Raw genomic sequence first — 17189 nt, forward strand, 5'->3', positions numbered from 1 at the left:
CACTGATCGTTCCCACGCTCCGCGTGGGAATGCAGCCCGGGACGCTCCGCGTCCCAAAAGAGGACGCAGAGCGTCCATTGAGGCATTCCCACGCAGAGCGTGGGAACGATCTGAACGAGAAAACAACAAGAAGAGGCAAGCCATGTCCGACATCCTCTGGCAACCCAGCGCCAAGCGCATCGGCAAAACCCGCATGGAGGCCTTTCGGCGCTTCATCAATCAGCGACACAATCTCCACGTCGACGACTACCCTGCCCTGCATCAATGGTCCATCGATCAGCGTGAAGCGTTCTGGCAGGCCATCGTCGATTTCTTCGACATCCGTTTCCACGATCAACCGGACGCTGTACTGGTTGAGGGCGCGCAAATGCCCAGCGCCCAATGGTTTCCCGGCGCCACCCTGAACTTCGCCGAACACCTGATGCGCCGTCGCGACGATGCCGTGGCGGTCATTGCCATCGGCGAGAACGGCCAGCGTGAACACCTGACCTGGGCCGAACTGGCTGAGCATGTCGCAGGGTTTCAGAACAGTTTGAAAGCCGCCGGTGTCGGCCTCGGTGACCGCGTCGCGGCGTGCATGCCCAATACCTGGCAAACCCTGGTGGCCATGCTCGCCACCACCAGCCTGGGGGCGATCTGGTCCTGCTCCTCACCGGACTTCGGCACCCAGGGCGTAATCGATCGCTTCGGCCAGATCGAGCCGAAAGTGCTGATCACCTGCGCCGGTTACCGCTATGCCGGCAAGGACATCGACCAGACCGCCAAGGTCAATGAAATCCTCGAACGCTTGCCATCCTTGCAGCAGTTGATTGTCGTGCCTTACGCCCGACCGCAAGCGCGCATCGAACACTTCCATACCACGGCCAACGTGACGCTCTGGGATGATTTCTACGACGTGGGCGGCGAGCCGGAGTTCGTCCCCGTGCCCTTCGCGCATCCGCTGTACATCCTCTATTCCAGCGGCACCACCGGCGTGCCGAAATGCATCATTCACAGCACCGGCGGCGTGTTGCTGCAACACGTCAAGGAACACGGATTGCATTGCGACCTCGGCCCCGGCGACCGGTTGTTCTACTACACCACGTGCGGCTGGATGATGTGGAACTGGCTGGTCTCGGCACTGGCCGTGGACAGCACGGTGGTGCTGTACGACGGCTCGCCGTTTCATCCCGCCCCCGAGCGCCTGATCGACCTGATCGACGACGAACGCATCAGTGTCTTCGGCACCAGCCCCAAGTACCTCGCGACCCTGGAAAGCAGCGGCATCAAACCTCGCGAAAGCCATGACCTGAGCAGCCTCAAAACCCTGCTGTGTACCGGTTCCGCGTTGTCGCCGCAGAGTTACGACTACGTCTACCGCGACCTCAAGCCTGACCTGTGCCTGGCCTCGATGTCCGGCGGCACCGACATCGTTTCGTGTTTTGTGAACAGTAATCCGCTGCAACCGGTACGCCGTGGCGAGATACAAGGCAAAAGCCTGGGCATGGCGGTGGAAGTCTGGAACGACGACGGCCAGCCGGTGATCGGCGAAAAAGGTGAGCTCGTGTGCACCCGGCACTTCCCGGCAATCCCCATCGGGTTTTGGAATGATCCTCAGCAGGAAAAGCTTCGCGCCTCGTATTTCAGTCAGTTCCCCGGTGTCTGGGCCCAAGGCGATTACGCGGAGCAATTGCCCCATGGCGCGATGATGATCCACGGACGCTCCGACGCCGTGCTCAACCCCGGCGGCGTGCGCATCGGTACCGCGGAAATCTACCGTCAGGTGGAGAAAATCCCACAGGTTCTGGACAGCGTGGCCATTGGTCAGCAATGGCAAGATGACGTGCGGGTGGTGTTGTTTGTGCGCTTGCGCGAGGGCGTCGAATTGGACGAAGCGCTGCAACAACAGATCCGCCAGGTCATCCGCGCGAACACCACACCGCGGCATGTGCCGGCGAAGATTGTCGCGGTGACGGACATTCCACGGACGATCAGTGGCAAGGTTGTCGAGTTGGCCGTGCGAAATGTGGTGCACGGGCAGAAGGTGAAAAACACCGATGCCTTGGCCAATCCCGAGGCATTGGAGCAGTTCCGCAACCGCCCCGAACTCAACGACTGAACGCTGGGATCTAGTGTGGGAGTGAGCCTGCTCGCGAAAGCGATGTGCCAGTCAATATTGATCTCGACTGACACACCGCTTTCGCGAGCAGGCTCGCTCCCACATTTGATCTTTGTCAGTCCATGAGCCCCCATTCACCCGGTGGTGCATGGGGCTGCGGTGACGCTTCGGCGTGCAGCTTCAGCCGCAAGCGCAAGTTGTTCACCGAATCCGCATGCTTCAACGCTTCTTCCTCGTCAATCGCGCCCTCGACGACCAACGCATAAAGCGCTCCGTCGAACGTCTGCATCCCCAGCTCCACAGACTTCTCCATAATCCCTTTGAGCTCGGAAAACTCATTGCGCCGGATCAGGTCGCCGACGGTCGGCGTGCCAATCATCACTTCCACCGCCGCCCGTCGCTGACCGTCACGGGTATGCACCAATCGCTGGGAAACGAAGGCCTTGAGGTTGTTGCCCAGGTCATGCAGGAGTTGCGTCCGCCGTTCTTCGGGGAAGAAGTTGATGATCCGGTCCAGCGCCTGATGGGCGTTGTGGGCATGCAGCGTGGAAATAACCAGATGACCGGTATCGGCAAACGCCAGCGCATGCTCCATCGTCTCGCGGTCACGGATTTCGCCGATCAGCACGACGTCCGGTGCCTGGCGCAGGGTATTTTTCAATGCGGCGTGAAAACTGCGGGTGTCGACGCCGACCTCGCGCTGGTTGATGATCGACTTCTTGTGCCGATGGATGTACTCGACCGGGTCTTCGATGGTGATGATATGGCCACTGCTGTGGCGATTGCGGTAGTCGATCAACGCGGCCAGCGAAGTTGACTTGCCCGAGTCGGTAGCGCCGACGAACAGCATCAGTCCTTGTTTGAGCATCACCGTTTCGAGCAGCACCGACGGCAGCTTTAGATCTTCGAAACGCGGAATGTCGAGTTTGATGTTGCGCGCTACGATCGACACATCGTTGCGTTGTTTGAAGATATTCAGTCGAAAGCGCCCGATACCGGTCAAAGAGATCGCCAGGTTCATCTCCAGCTCCCGGTCGAACTCGAGACGCTGTTCGGCGTCCATGATGGACGCGGCAATGGCCGCGATTTCACCCGGTTTGTACGGCTGATCGGCCAAGGGTTTAAGCACACCCTCGAACCGTGCGCTGGGTGGCGCACCGGTAGACAGATAAAGATCGGAGCCATTCTGGCTGGCCAGGAGCCTTAACAGTGCATCGATTTCCATGGCAAAAAGCACCCGCGAAGCATTCAATGAATAAAAATGACCCAAATTGGGTCATCCAGCGTCTACTGCGGTACAAGGATAGTTGACACCGCTACACCGACTTAAGTGCAGGACATCTTGATGAACGCATCACCGACCGGCAGCGATGCCCAGGCCTTGATTGCCCGACTGGACTGGAGACGCAGCCCGCTGGGCGCTGCCAGTACCTGGCCGCAAAGCCTGCGAACCGCCGTGGATATCGTGATTCATTCGCCGATGCCCATGCTGTTGCTGTGGGGGCCGCAGCTCACGCAGATCTACAACGACGGCTTCGCCCTGCTGGCCGGCAGCAAGCATCCACACGCATTCGGACAGCCGACACACCTGATCTGGCCAGAGTTAAAAGACTTTACCGACCCCATTTACAGCGCCGTCCTACAAGGACAGGTGCGGACCTACAGCGAACAGCGCTTCACCTTGCAGCGTAATGGCCATGATTCCGACTTCTGGCTGGACCTGACCTACAGCCCCATCCGCGATGAAAGCGCCCAGGTCGCCGGGATTCTGGTGACGGCCATCGAAACCAACGAACGCCGACGCATCGCCCTCGAACTCGAGCAGCGTTCGGCTGCGAGCCTCAAGGCCCAGCACGAAACCGAGGAGCGCCTGCAACTTGCGCTCGCGGCCACCGACGCCGTCGGCACCTGGGACTGGGACATCAACGAAGACCGCTTCATTGCCGACACCCACTTCGCCCAGTTACACGGTATCGACCCGCTGCTCGCCAATCAGTTGCCCATCAGCGCCTACCTTCAGGGGGTGCACCCGGAAGACCGCGCCATGGTCGCCCGCAGCATCAAGCACTCCATCACCCACGGCACCGAGTACGCCGAGGAATATCGCCTGCTGCAGGCCGACGGTCAGCTGCGCTGGGTGTTTGCCCGGGGTCGTTGCTACAAGGACCACCATGGCCGGCCGATCCGCTTCCTCGGCGCCGCCCTGGACCTGACCGAACGTAAACACACAGAACAAGCCTTGCGGCAAAGCCAGACCGAGCTGCAACTGATCATCAACGCCATGCCGATCCTGATCAGCTACGTGGACCGCGAGGAACGCTTTCGCCTGAACAATGCGGCCTACCTCGACTGGTACGGGCTGACGCCTCAGGAGCTCTTTGGCAAAACCATCCGTGAAGTACTGGGTGAAGAAGCCTATGCCTTGCGCGCCGAACACATCGCCCAGGCACTGTCCGGCAAGCCTTGTTGTTTCAGCATCAGCACCCCGCACCGTGACGGCAGCATCCGCCAGGCCCTGATGAACTACTTGCCGCGCCACAGCGCGGATGGTGCGGTCAATGGATTCTATATCTTTGTGATTGACGAAACCGAGCGCAAACAGACCGAAGAAGCCCTGCGCAATCTCAACGAAACCCTTGAGGAACGGGTCGCCGCCCGCACCCAACAATTGGCTGAAGCCAACCAGCGACTGCAGAACGAGATGTTCGAACGCGAACGCGCCGAAGAGGCGTTGCGCCATGCGCAGAAGATGGAAGCGCTCGGCCAGCTCACCGGCGGCATCGCCCATGACTTCAACAATATGCTCACCGGGATCATCGGCAGCCTCGATTTGATGCAGCGCTACATCGCCGACGGGCGCGTCGCCGAGGTGGGCCGTTTCACCGAGGCGGCAGTGTCCTCGGCCTACCGCGCCGCCGCCCTGACCCATCGCCTGCTGGCGTTTTCCCGGCGTCAGTCACTGGACCGCAAGCCGCTGAACGCCAATGATCTGATCCATTCCCTGGAAGATCTGCTCAGTCGGACCAAGGGCGACCACATCGAGCTCAAACTGCAACTGGCCGATGACGTCTGGCCGGTCAGCACCGACGTCAGCCAGCTGGAAAATGCCCTGCTCAATCTGGTGATCAACGCCCGGGACGCCATGCCCGATGGCGGCGAGTTGCGGATTGAAACCGCCAACGTTTACCTCGACAGCAGTGATATCAACACCCTGGAACCGATCAAGGCCGGGGATTATCTGATGATTGCCGTCAGCGACAACGGTACCGGCATGACACCGTCGGTGCTGGCCAAGGCTTTCGACCCATTCTTCACCACCAAACCCATCGGCCAGGGCACCGGTCTTGGGTTGTCGATGATCTATGGTTTTGCCCAGCAGTCAGGCGGTCATGTCAGCCTGTTCAGCTTGCCGGGCCAGGGCACCAGCGTTCGTCTGTACCTGCCGCGGCTGCACGCCGCAGAGCCCGAAAACATCCTGATGCCGGTCACCAGCGTAGCGCCGGCCGCGATTGCCGGTGAAACCGTGGTGTTGGTGGAGGACGATCCGGCGGTGCGCATGCTGGTGCTCGACCTGCTCAACGAGCTGGGTTACCACGCCCATGAAGCCCAAGACGCGAAGACTGCCCTGCCCCTGCTGGAGTCCGACCTGCGGGTCGATTTGCTGGTCACCGATGTCGGGCTCCCGGGGATGAACGGTCGGCAACTGGCGGAGATTGCGCGCCAGCATCGCCCCGAACTCAAAGTGCTGTTCATGACCGGTTACGCGGAAAAAGCCGCCGAGCGCCAGGGTTTCCTGGAAGAAGGCATGGACATGGTGGCCAAGCCCTTTTCCATTGACCTGTTGGCCAACAAGATTCGCGCGATGATCGGTCAACCGGACTGAGTTAGGGCATAATCGCGCGCCCCCCGCTGGCACCCACATAGCCACCACCGTTGCAAGGTACTGCCCATGAAAGCTCAAGCCCGCCATATTCTGGTGAAAACCTCGGAAGAAGCCGAACAGCTCAAACAACGCATCGCCAAAGGCGAAGCCTTCGATGTGCTGGCCAAGAAGTATTCCACCTGCCCGTCCGGCAAGCGCGGCGGCGACTTGGGTGAAGTGCGGCCCGGGCAGATGGTTGGGGTTATCGATGCCGTGATTTTCAAAAAACCTTTGCGGGTTGTGCATGGTCCGATCAAGAGCAAGTTCGGCTATCACCTGGTGCAGGTGTTTTACCGGGATTGATCGGTTGGCTGAAGGCCCCTTCGCGAGCAGGCTCGCTCCCACATTGGATCTGCGTTGTTCGCAATTTCCTTGTGGGAGCGAGCCTGCTCGCGAACCGATGGCGCAGCCAGCGGCCATCCTCCGCTTACCTTGGAATTAAAGCTCCCGGCACCTGAATCACCCGACTCGCCAAGCGATGCCCCGCTTCAGCCGCCTCAACCGGGCTGCCGCCCTTGAGCCTACTGGCCAGGTACGCGGCGCTGAACGAATCCCCCGCCGCCGTGGTGTCCACCACCCGCTCGACCACCTGCGCCGGCACTTCAACCGACGCGCCATCACAACGAATCAGACACGCCTCGGCGCCACGCTTGAGTACCACTTCAGGCGTGCCAATCTGCTCGTAAGCGGCAAACACCGCCGCGCAATCGGAAAAATGAAACAGCGCCTGCTCGTCATCAACAGTCAGCAACGCCAGGTCAACATAAGGCAGAACGCTACGATAGGCCGCTCGTGCGTCCTCGATCGACGCCCACAAACGTGGCCGGTAGTTGTTGTCGAACACGATCCGCGCATCCCGCTGCCGGGCTTCGACCAGGGTTTCCAGTAACTTCTCCCGACCTTGCACACCCAGTACCGCCAGGGTGATGCCACTGAAATACAGCACATCGTAATCCGGCAATGCCGCCAGGATCGGCGCCGCGGCTGGGGTGGTGAAACAATCGCGGACTGCCGCCTCGTTGCGCCAGTAAAGGAAACGCCGTTCGCCGGCAGCGTCAGTCTGGATGCAATACAAGCCGGGCAATCGGCCGCGCAAGCGCTGGACCATACCGAGCCCGATATTTTCCTCGGCCCAGCTTCTGGCACATCGCATCGCTGAAACTGTCGTCGCCCAGGGCTGTGACGTAATCCACCGTGCCGCCCTCACCCAGCTCCCGGGACAGGTAGACCGCCGTGTTCAAGGTATCGCCACCGAAACTCTGTTGCAGGCTGCCGTCGGCGCGTTGCTGCAACTCGATCATGCACTCGCCGATCAGGGCAATGCGCGGGGTGTTGGGGCCGAGGGTGTTGATGGTGTTCATTGTTGTGGGGTCTCTGGTGTTTCGGTGTTGTCTGGCCGGGCCTCATCGCGAGCAGGCTCGCTCCCACATGGGATCTTCAGTGTTCACACAATCCCTGTGGGAGCGAGCCTGCTCGCGATAGACACGCCTCGGTCTAAACCTTAGAAACAGGTTTCCATGGTTTCGATGACATTCAGCTGCTCATCCACCAGACACCCGATACGCCACTTGTCGAACGTCAGGCACGGGTGCGAAGTACCAAAGGAAATAATGTCCCCCACCCGCAATTCAACCCCCGGCGCCACGGTCATGAACGCATGCTGGTCCATCACTGCCGTCACCTTGCAGGCGCTGACGTCATCGCCCGTCGCCGGCACCACGCCCGCCTTGTAACGCAACAGCGGCACCGGCAACCCGGCGTCGTAGGCCACGTCGCGCTTACCCAGGGCGATCACCGCAAAGCCCGGTTCCGGCAACGACTGCACGTGAGCCCAGACTTCCAGCGCCGGGCGCAGGCCTTCGTGCAGGTCGCTGCGGCGATCGAGCACGCAGCATTGCGCTTCTTTATAGATGCCATGGTCGTGAGCGACGTAGCTGCCGGGACGCAGCACGCTGAGGAAACGCCCGCTGGCGTTCTGCGCTTCGAAGGATTCAGCGATCAGGTCATACCAGGCCGAACCCGACGCGGTGATGATCGGCTTGGGAATGGCGAACGCGCCGCTGTCCTGCAATTGCACGGCCAGGCGCACCAGAGAATCAGCGAACGCACGGATGCCGCTCACCGCGTGATCGCCGTGAATCACCCCTTCGTATCCTTCGATCCCGGTCAGCGCCAGGGCCGGTTGTGCAGCAATGGCTTTGGCCAGCGCGACCACTTCGTCTTCCGTGCGGCAACCGCAACGACCGCCGACCACGCCGTACTCGATCATCACGTTCAAGCGCACACCGCGGGAGGCGAAATACGCGCCGAGGTCAGCGACGTTGTCCGGGTGATCGACCATGCAATGGAAGTCGAAAGTCGGGTCCGTCAGCAGATCGGCGATCAACGCCATGTTCGGCGTACCGACCAATTGGTTGGCCATCAGCACCCGATGCACGCCATGGGCGTAAGCCGCGCGGGTTTGCGTGGCGCTGGCCAGGGTGATGCCCCAGGCACCGGCGTCCAGTTGGCGGCGAAACAGCGCCGGGGTCATGCTGGTTTTGCCGTGGGGGGCGAGTTCGGCACCGCTGTTGCTGACAAAGTCCTGCATCCAGCGAATGTTGTGTTCCAGCGCTTCGCGGTGCAGCACCAGCGCAGGCAGGCTGACGTCGCGCACCAGATTGGCGCCTGTATGGGCAAAGCCCTTTTCCACGGTGGCAGTATTTTTGGCAGAAAACATGGTCGAACTCCTCACATTCGCGGCCGCAGGCAGCCGCTGTTATTCGTTGATGCGACGGGCCAGGCTGTTGGCGCTGTCAATCAGCACCCGGCGATAGTCGTTGTAATTGTTCTTGGCATCCGCCCGTGGGGCGACGATACACAGGGTCGCAATGGCCACGCCGTTCGGGTCTTTCACCGGGGCGGCAAAGCAATGGGTAAAGGTGTCGGCAACGCTATCGAAAGAGAAGAAGCCATCGATAGCGGCCTGACGGATTTCACCGAGAAACTGTTCAAGCGGCAAGCGTTCGCCGCCGGGCAGGATGAAGTCGTCGTGGTCGATCAGGTCGACGATTTCCTGGTCGCTCAAGTGCGTCAGCAGCAGACGCCCGGAAGCGGTCCAGGGGATCGGCGCGTTCTCGCCGATGTCCGAGGAAATGCGGAAATGCCGCTCGCCCTCTTTCATCAAGGCCACGGTATATTTTCGTCCGTTGAGCAGGCACATCTGCGCGGTTTCGCGGGTCTGGCTGACGATCTCCTGCAAGGCATGATCGGCCTCGCGGGTCAGGTCGAAATGGCGTAAATGCGCTTGCCCGAGGAAGTACAGCTGACGGCCTAGGTAGACGTGACCGTCCTTGCCCACGGTCTCCAGAATCCGTCGCTCCAGCAGGGAGGCAACCAATTCATAGACCGTGGATTTCGGGCTGCCGATGCCGCTGGCGATTTCGTTCGGGCGCAGGGGCTTGCCGACTTCCTTGAGAAATTCGAGGATATCGAACGCCCGGTCCAGACCGCGAGCCCGGCGCTTGATGGTGTCTTCGGTCATTTCATTGGTTCCCATAAAAGTGCCGGGAGTTTAACCAGAGTGCAGCGGTGACTGTTAGGCCGCTTTCGCGAGCAGGCTCGCTCCCACAGGGGAACGCGATCCAAATGTGGGAGCGAGCCTGCTCGCGAAGCATTCACCGCGGTTCAGGCCTTTTTCTTGTACGCGATGCAGTCGATTTCGACCTTGCAATCGACCATCATGTTCGCCTGCACACAGGCCCGGGCCGGTGCGTGTTCGCTTTTGAAATATTCGGAAAACACCTTGTTGAAACTCCAGAAATCCCGCGGGTCTTCCAGCCACACGCCGGCGCGCACCACGTCTTCCAGGCCGTAACCAGCCTCTTCGAGAATGGCGATCAAATTCTTCATGGTCTGGTGAGTCTGTTCGACGATGCCACCCACAATGATTTCGCCATCCAGCGCCGGTACTTGCCCGGACACATGCAGCCAGCCATCGGCTTCAACGGCGCGGGCGAAAGGACGGGTTGGCCGCCACCGGCGGTGCTGCCGGTGCCGTAACGAGTAATGCTCATGAGTGTTTCTCCTGATTGAAAAGTGAAATTCTTTGAAAAAATCAGAACCGCGTGTTCTTGAGAAACTCCGCCAGACGCGGTGATTGCGGGCGTTCGAACAGTTCCTTGGGTGGCCCCTGCTCCTCAATCCGCCCCTGATTCATGAAAACGATTTTGTCCGAGACCTCGAAAGCGAAGCGCATTTCGTGGGTCACCAACAGCATGGTCATGCCGTCCTCGGCCAGGCCTTTGATCACGCTCAGTACTTCGCCTACCAATTCCGGATCGAGGGCCGAAGTGACTTCGTCGAACAGCATCAGGCTCGGGTTCATCGCAATTGCCCGGGCAATCGCCACGCGCTGCTGTTGACCGCCGGACAACTGACCGGGGAAGTGATCGCGGCGTTCCAGCAAGCCGACCCGCTCCAGCCATTTTTCCGCCAGGGCCACCGCTTCATCCTTGGGCAACTTTTTGACCTTGAGCAAACCGAGGGTGACGTTCTGCAACGCCGTGAGGTGCGGAAACAGGTTGAACTGCTGGAACGCCATGCCGGTCATGGCCCGATGCCGGGCGATGACTTTTTCCGGGTGACGCACGCGCTTGCCGTTGACCTCGTCATAACCGATGGACTCGCCATCGAGCATGATCTGTCCGCCCTGGAACTCTTCGAGCATGTTCACGCAACGCAGCAGCGTGGTCTTGCCCGAGCCGCTGGAACCGATCAGCGTCACCACGTTGCCGCGCTGCATGGTCAAGTCGACGCCCTTGAGCACTTCGAGCTGGCCGTACTTTTTGTGCAACCCGCGAATGTCCAGCAGGGGCTGATCGTTTTGAGCCCTGGCGTCTTTTGCGTTAGAGAGCTGAGATTGAGTCATGGCAAGGCCACCCGCTTTTCAATGTGCCGGCCGAGTAATTCGATGGCGTAGTTGATGACGAAAAACAGAAATCCGGCGAACAGGTAAAACTCGAGGGTCATGAAGGTCCGGGCGATGATCTGCTGCGTACTGAGCAACAATTCGGCCACACCGATCACCGACAACAGCGTCGAAGCCTTGACGATCTCGGTGGACGAGTTGACCCAGGTCGGCAAGATCTGCCGCAACGCCTGAGGCAACAACACGTAGCCCAAAGACTGAAAGAACGTCAAGCCAATGGCCTTGCTCGCTTCCATCTGACCACTGGGCAGCGCTTGCAACGCGCCACGCACGATCTCGGCGACGTGGGAGCCGCAAAACAGCGTCAGCCCCAACGCACCGGCCTGAAAGGCACTGATCTGCCAGCCCAATGCAGGCGCCATATAGAAGCAGGCGAGCACCAACACAAACACCGGCGTGCCACGAATCAGGTCGACGTAAAAACGAAACGGCGCGCGCATCCAGAACTTGCCGTACGTCAGCACCAGACCGGCGACGATGCCGACCATCGTGCCCAACAGAATCGCCAGGGCCGAGACCTGCACGCTGGTCAAAAAGCCTTGCCACAGCACTTCCCGGGCAACCCATAACTCATGCAACCAACTGGGGGATTCGTACATGTGGGGCCTCCTATCGGCGAATCGCCAGACGCTGCTCGAGGTAACGCAGCATCATGGCAATGAGGTAACAGGCCGCCACATAGAGCGCGGTGGTCACCAGCCAGGTTTCAATCACCCGGTAGCTCTCGACATTGATCTTGCGCGCGTAATAGGTCAGCTCCGGCACGGCAATCGCCGCGGCCAGCGAGGTGTCCTTGAACAGCGAAATGAAGTTGTTCGACAGGGCCGGCAGCACATTGCGCAGCATCACCGGCACGGTGACGTACGCCTTGACCTGCCATTCGCCCAGACCAATCGCCAACCCGGCTTCGCGCTGCCCCTTGGGAATGCTCAACAACCCGCCGCGAAACACTTCGGTCAGATACGCCCCTGCATACAGCGACAGGGTGATGATGAACGACGGGATCTTGTCCAGACGAATCCCCAGGCTCGGCAAGGCGAAGTAGATCAACAGAATCAACACCAGAATCGGCGTGTTACGGATCACCGTCACATACACCGACGCCAGCACCCGCAACGCGCGGTGCTTTGAGAGCAAAGCAAACGCCATCATCAGGCCGATCACGCAGCCGATGGCGATCGACACCAGCGCCAGTTCGAGGCCCAGACCGAGCCCCGCCAGCAAGGTGTCGAAATCGCGCCACACGGCGGCAAAATTCAACTGATAGTTCATGGTCAGCGGTACCTTGAACGGGGCGATTTATGACCGCCCCGCTCTCACGGGATCATTTGAATTCGACGGGGAAACCGATGGCTGGTGTCGGCAGATCGACACCGAACCACTGCTTGAAGGAGGCCGCGTAGGTCGGGAATTCAACGCCGGTCATGGCTTCATGCAATGTGGTGTTGACGAAGTTCAGCCAGTCCTGATCGCCGCGCTTGACCGCGCACGCGTAGGTTTGCGGGCTCCAGGCATAAGCCGGGCTGCGATAGCGCCCCTGGTTCTGCACCATCAGGTATTTCACCGAGGACTGATCGGTGGCCGCGGCGTCGGCGCGACCGGAGTTCACCGCCTGATACATCAGGTCCACGCTGTCGTACTGATCGACCTTGGCCTTGGGCAAGGCCTGATGCACCAGTTCTTCGGCGTACACGTTCTGCAGTACCGCCACAGTCACGCTGTCGCCGGCGGCTTTCAGGTCTTCGATTTCCTTGTACTTGCTGTTGGCCGGCAACAGCAGGCCGACACCTTCGCGGTAGTACGGCAGCGTGAACGCCACTTGCTGGGCACGGCTGGCAGTCACGGTGATGAACTGGCAGCTCATGTCGACCTTGTCGGTCAGCAGGTTCGGAATCCGCGCATCGGACGACTGCACCACGAACTCGACCTTGCTCGGGTCGTTGAACAACCCCTTGGCCACCATCCGCGCGATATCGATATCAAAACCCTGCAACTTGCCATCCGCTCCCTGGAAGTGCCACGGCGCATTGGTACTGCCCGTGCCCACAATCAGTTTCCCGCGGGCCAGCACGCTATCGAGCTTGCTGTCCGCCGCCTGGGCCACACCCATGACAGCAGCCGAAGCCGCGAGAACAAAAACACACGCTTTAAACAAGGAAGGTCGGCGATGCATGGCAAGCACTCCAGGGTGATGTTTATTCCGCTATACCGGAAGGTAGTATGTAACAACGGAATAAACAGCAGAAAGTGTGCCACAGGATGTGGGCGGAATGTTGGGAGATTGAAAAGTGTTTTGAATCAAATGGATGGAAAAAGATACAACACCGACGTTACGAAATGCACAGGCGAACGACCGCTACCGTTGGCTACAAAGTGCGGGTACCTGGTTCACAGTTGGTGTTTTGATGGGCTAATTCGGTGCGGCGCTGGCTGAAAACTCCAGCTCAAAGGTCATCAATCGAAACCTTTATGGTCGGATCGTTTTCCCGCTCTTTACAAAGGGCAAGTAACTCCAAATCATCCAGTCGATTCATTATGGCTTCGTACTCTTTTGCGGGAACACAATAGAAAGCCGGCTCATTGCGGTTAAGGATCGCAACAGACAGGCCACCGCCGGCAGCGACCGTTCCCATCGGATTTTTTTTCAATTCAGAAATGCTGGCCACGACCTTCGAAAGCACGATATGTGTCATGAAGTTGTTCCTGATGAGTGAACAAAAAAGTATCACGCCAGACGCTTCCGGCTTTCCGTGTGTCCTGTCGGGTTGGTCCTGTAACACGGTAAGGAGTGTCCGAGTCTACGTAGGAAAACCTATCGACCTGTTATTTTTGACAGTAGACCCCTTCCTGCTCCTTCCTTTACCGTCGATGGACCGTCAATGGCCGTTGTGAAAAGGAGATTTCAATGAGCTCGATAACCGCCCCTGCAGCACTGGCCCCGGTCTACCGCAAAGCCCTGAAAACCTGGCGCCCGGTGATCTTGTACTTCGGCAGTCAGCACTGTCCCGCCTGCGAAATGGCCGGACCGGTGTTTCGCCAGATCGCCGAGCCGTATCGGCATCACGCGCAGATCTACATGCTGAACACTAGCGAATCCCCCCGCCACCCGGACGTCACCGGCACACCCACCGTGCTGTTTTACAAGGAGGGGAAGTTGCTGAAAAAGCTCAAGGGAATCGGCACTGAGCAAACCCTGCAGGAAGACTTCGCCAGGCACATCGGCAAGGTGAAACCCAGATACACGGCTCGCAAACCGAGCCATGACCTGATGTGGTTACGTAAAACCCTGCGGACCCTGTGCACCGTGCCTCGGGCACGTCAGGTCGGCAGGGCTTGAGTTGTCTGTCGCCGGATAGAGCGCTTTCGCGAGCAAGCCCGCGAAAGCCCCTCAAATCCGGCGCAAAATTACCCGCCGATACGCGCCAGCAACACTCGCGTCACCCGCCGCTCTTCAACCGCCACCACAGTCATCCGCCAGCCTTCCCACTCATGGCTGTCACCGATCATCGGCAGGCGATCCAGCACGCTCACCACCAGGCCGGCCAGGGTCTGATAGTCATCGGTGGGCTCTGCCGCAAATCCGGTCCGTTGTCGCACCCGCGCCAGGTTCAACGCGCCACTGACCATGAATCCACCCTTCTCCTCGACCACATCCGGGCCTTCGATTTCACTGGCGTCGGGCAACTCGCCGGCGATCGATTCGAGAATGTCGGTCATGGTCAACAGACCGACGAAGTCACCGAATTCATTGACCACAAACGCAATGTGCGTCGAGGCTTTGCGCATCTGCTCCAGGGCATTGAGGATCGAGTAACTGTCCAGCAAGTTGATGGTCTTGCGCGCCAAATGCTCAAGACCGGGCGAGTTGCCGGCCAGGTATTCCTTGAGCAATTCCTTCTTGTGCACGAAGCCCAGCGGCTCATCCACTGCGCCATCACGAATCAGCGGCAGGCGCGAATAGGATGAATGCATCAGGCGCGTGCGAATGGCGTCGGCATCGTCGGACAGATCGATGTGATCGACATCGGCGCGCACGGTCATCAAGGTGCGGATCGGTCGCTCGGCGAGTTGCAGCACACCGCTGATCATCACCCGCTCGCGACGATCGAACAGTTCTGCGCTTGGTGCTTCACCGTTGTCCAGCAAGTCGACAATCTCCTCGCCGACCTCCTCCACGGCCAGCTTGCGGCCACCGAGCAAACGCATCACGGCGTGGGCCGTGCGCTCACGCATCGGTCGCAGGCCCTGCATCGATTTTTTGCGGCGAGCCCGGGCGATCTGGTTGAAAATCTCGATCAGGATCGAGAAGCCGATGGCCGCGTACAGGTAGCCCTTCGGAATGTGGAAACCCAGGCCTTCAGCGGTCAGCGCAAAGCCGATCATCATCAGGAAGCCCAGACACAGCATGATCACCGTCGGGTGTTCGTTGACGAAACGGGTCAGCGGCTTGCTGGCGACGATCATCAGGCCGATGGAAATAATCACCGCGATCATCATCACTGCCAGTTCATCGACCATGCCCACAGCGGTAATCACCGCATCCAGCGAGAACACCGCATCGAGCACCACGATCTGCGCCACGATCGGCCAGAACAGCGCGTAAGCCGCGTTGGACGCGCGCTGGCCAACATGGCCTTCGAGCCGCTCGTGCAATTCCATGGTGGCTTTGAACAACAGGAACACACCACCGAACAGCATGATCAGGTCGCGGCCGGAGAAGCTCTTGTCGAACACCTCGAACAGCGGCTGAGTCAGCGTCACCAGCCACGAAATACTCGCCAGCAGGCCCAGGCGCATCAGCAATGCCAGGGACAAACCGATGATCCGCGCACGGTCGCGCTGCTCGGGCGGCAGTTTGTCGGCGAGGATTGCGATAAACACCAGGTTGTCGATGCCCAGCACCAGCTCCAGCACAATCAACGTCAACAGGCCCAGCCACGCGGTGGGGTCAGCTATCCATTCCATAAAAACGTCTCGATCTCTTCAGTGAATTCAGAATGCCGGGCACGGCAAGGCGCGGCGCGGAGGCCGTGGAACTGCAATGTCAAAGGTATTCAGACGTCGAAAGACTGGGTGTTTCGCGTGCATCAAGACCGCGCCGTAGCGCGAGGAGAAAGGATAACCGAGAGGCTCCGAGAGGGTGTTCATGCACGTCCTGAAAGGAAAAAGGCCTTGGAGCGTACAGGCGAAAGCGACATTTCCTACAGCTGGAAATCATTACAAAATCTGTAATCAGCGATTTTTGACCCGCTCGATATACCTCGCCACCGCCGGTGATTTTTCGAATCGACGATAAATCAACGACAACCACGAACTCGCCTCGCACCCTTTGATTGTCCGGTACACCACGCCGGGCAATCCCACATGGCCGACCACCGACTCTGGCACGACTGCAACGCCCTGCCCCAACGACACCAACGCAATGACCGCCACCAACCCGCCCGGTTGCGCCCCGAGTTTCGGCGCAAATCCACCCTCGGCGGCAACTTGCAGGGTGCCACTGATTTGCTCCGGCAGGATGAACGTCTCATTCTGCAAATGTTCCGGGCCAATCTCTGGCAATCGGCACAGCCAGGACTCGGCCGACACCGCCAGCACAAAACCTTCTGCGTCCAGGCGAATGGCTTCCAGGCCTTCAGGCAGGGTCATGGGTGAGCGGACATAGCCAATATCGAAACGCCCCTCGACCACCATCATCGGCAATGACGCCATGGGACTTTCCCGTACGTTCAGGCTGACGTCAGGACACTCGCGGCTGAAGGCTTGCACCTGTTTCTGCAGCAAGCCCGAATACACCGCCGAAGCCACGTAACCCAGTTCGATATGGCCAATATCCCCGCGCCCGGCACGCTGGGCGTTGTACTGAGCGTATTCGAATTGCCGCACCGTCGCCTCGGCCTCGATCAACAGCGCGGCGCCGGCCTCGGTCAGGCTGACTTCACGTGTCTGGCGCACGAACAATCGCGTGCCGAGTTCGTTCTCCATGTCCTGGATCTGTCGAGTCAAGGTCGGCGGTGCGATACCGAGTTGTTCGGCGGCGCGGGTGAAGTTGCCTTGCCGGGCAACGGCCAGAAAATAGCGGAAATGCCGTATGTCCATTGGTGCGTTAGCTCAAAGGTAATGAAGTGACAAGGCACGCCTAACAAAGGAAGCGTCAACAGACGATAAGCTCCACTGACTTTCACAGTAGAGAAATGTTG

Annotated in this window: 14 protein-coding genes and 2 pseudogenes; 4 read left to right on the plus strand and 12 right to left on the minus strand. The window is 59.6% G+C overall.

The genetic code is table 11. The features are described 5' to 3' along the window. Positions 1-142 precede the first annotated feature (142 nt). Positions 143-2098: an acetoacetate--CoA ligase gene (locus JFU47_RS05590; RefSeq protein ID WP_201181715.1), complete on the plus strand. Its 1956-nt coding sequence runs from the start codon at positions 143-145 to the stop codon at positions 2096-2098. A gap of 115 nt (positions 2099-2213) precedes the next feature. Here JFU47_RS05590 and JFU47_RS05595 read toward each other — a convergent pair whose 3' ends face one another. Continuing rightward, positions 2214-3323, minus strand: a complete 1110-nt coding sequence (locus tag JFU47_RS05595; RefSeq protein ID WP_201181717.1) for a PilT/PilU family type 4a pilus ATPase — start codon at positions 3321-3323, stop codon at positions 2214-2216. Positions 3324-3443: 120 nt separating this feature from the next. Between JFU47_RS05595 and JFU47_RS05600 the strand changes: the two genes are divergently transcribed. Beyond that, complete coding sequence (locus tag JFU47_RS05600) at positions 3444-5981, plus strand: PAS domain-containing hybrid sensor histidine kinase/response regulator (protein WP_140682602.1); 2538 nt, start codon at positions 3444-3446, stop codon at positions 5979-5981. Between the two features lie 66 nt (positions 5982-6047). Next, complete coding sequence (locus JFU47_RS05605) at positions 6048-6323, plus strand: peptidylprolyl isomerase (RefSeq protein WP_007898282.1); 276 nt, start codon at positions 6048-6050, stop codon at positions 6321-6323. Between the two features lie 124 nt (positions 6324-6447). Here JFU47_RS05605 and JFU47_RS05610 read toward each other — a convergent pair. From JFU47_RS05610 to JFU47_RS05650, 9 genes and pseudogenes are all read right to left on the minus strand, one after another. Then, positions 6448-7381, minus strand: a pseudogene (locus tag JFU47_RS05610) (sugar kinase). 140 nt (positions 7382-7521) lie between these two features. Then, the gene (locus JFU47_RS05615; protein WP_201181719.1) at positions 7522-8739 is read right to left on the minus strand and encodes an amino acid deaminase; all 1218 of its coding nucleotides are present in this window, start codon (positions 8737-8739) and stop codon (positions 7522-7524) included. Between the two features lie 39 nt (positions 8740-8778). Continuing rightward, positions 8779-9543, minus strand: a complete 765-nt coding sequence (locus JFU47_RS05620; protein ID WP_201181720.1) for an IclR family transcriptional regulator — start codon at positions 9541-9543, stop codon at positions 8779-8781. Between the two features lie 143 nt (positions 9544-9686). Then, positions 9687-10075: pseudogene (locus JFU47_RS05625) on the minus strand (RidA family protein). A gap of 41 nt (positions 10076-10116) precedes the next feature. Then, positions 10117-10929, minus strand: coding sequence for an amino acid ABC transporter ATP-binding protein (locus JFU47_RS05630; protein ID WP_201181722.1), 813 nt, complete (start codon positions 10927-10929; stop codon positions 10117-10119). Further along, entirely contained in the window at positions 10926-11588 is a 663-nt protein-coding gene (locus tag JFU47_RS05635) for an amino acid ABC transporter permease (protein ID WP_140682616.1), read from the minus strand. The genes JFU47_RS05630 and JFU47_RS05635 overlap by 4 nt, the downstream gene beginning before the upstream one ends. A 10-nt stretch (positions 11589-11598) precedes the next feature. After that, entirely contained in the window at positions 11599-12261 is a 663-nt protein-coding gene (locus tag JFU47_RS05640; RefSeq protein WP_008015908.1) for an amino acid ABC transporter permease, read from the minus strand. A gap of 52 nt (positions 12262-12313) precedes the next feature. Beyond that, complete coding sequence (locus tag JFU47_RS05645) at positions 12314-13162, minus strand: transporter substrate-binding domain-containing protein (protein ID WP_140682619.1); 849 nt, start codon at positions 13160-13162, stop codon at positions 12314-12316. A 271-nt stretch (positions 13163-13433) separates the two neighbouring features. Next, entirely contained in the window at positions 13434-13682 is a 249-nt protein-coding gene (locus JFU47_RS05650; RefSeq protein ID WP_140682622.1) for a type II toxin-antitoxin system Phd/YefM family antitoxin, read from the minus strand. A 212-nt stretch (positions 13683-13894) separates the two neighbouring features. Here JFU47_RS05650 and JFU47_RS05655 point away from each other — a divergent pair, with 212 nt between their 5' ends. Next, positions 13895-14326, plus strand: a complete 432-nt coding sequence (locus tag JFU47_RS05655; RefSeq protein WP_201181723.1) for a thioredoxin family protein — start codon at positions 13895-13897, stop codon at positions 14324-14326. 68 nt (positions 14327-14394) lie between these two features. On the opposite strand, the gene JFU47_RS05660 is transcribed toward JFU47_RS05655, so the two are convergent. Continuing rightward, on the minus strand, positions 14395-15954 hold the full coding sequence (locus tag JFU47_RS05660; RefSeq protein WP_201181725.1) for a TerC family protein: 1560 nt from the start codon (positions 15952-15954) through the stop codon (positions 14395-14397). Positions 15955-16221: 267 nt separating this feature from the next. Beyond that, positions 16222-17088: a LysR family transcriptional regulator gene (locus JFU47_RS05665; protein ID WP_201181727.1), complete on the minus strand. Its 867-nt coding sequence runs from the start codon at positions 17086-17088 to the stop codon at positions 16222-16224. Positions 17089-17189 lie beyond the last annotated feature (101 nt).

Source organism: Pseudomonas sp. TH39(2020), from assembly GCF_016650715.1.
In the GTDB taxonomy this organism is placed as follows: domain Bacteria; phylum Pseudomonadota; class Gammaproteobacteria; order Pseudomonadales; family Pseudomonadaceae; genus Aquipseudomonas; species Aquipseudomonas mandelii_C.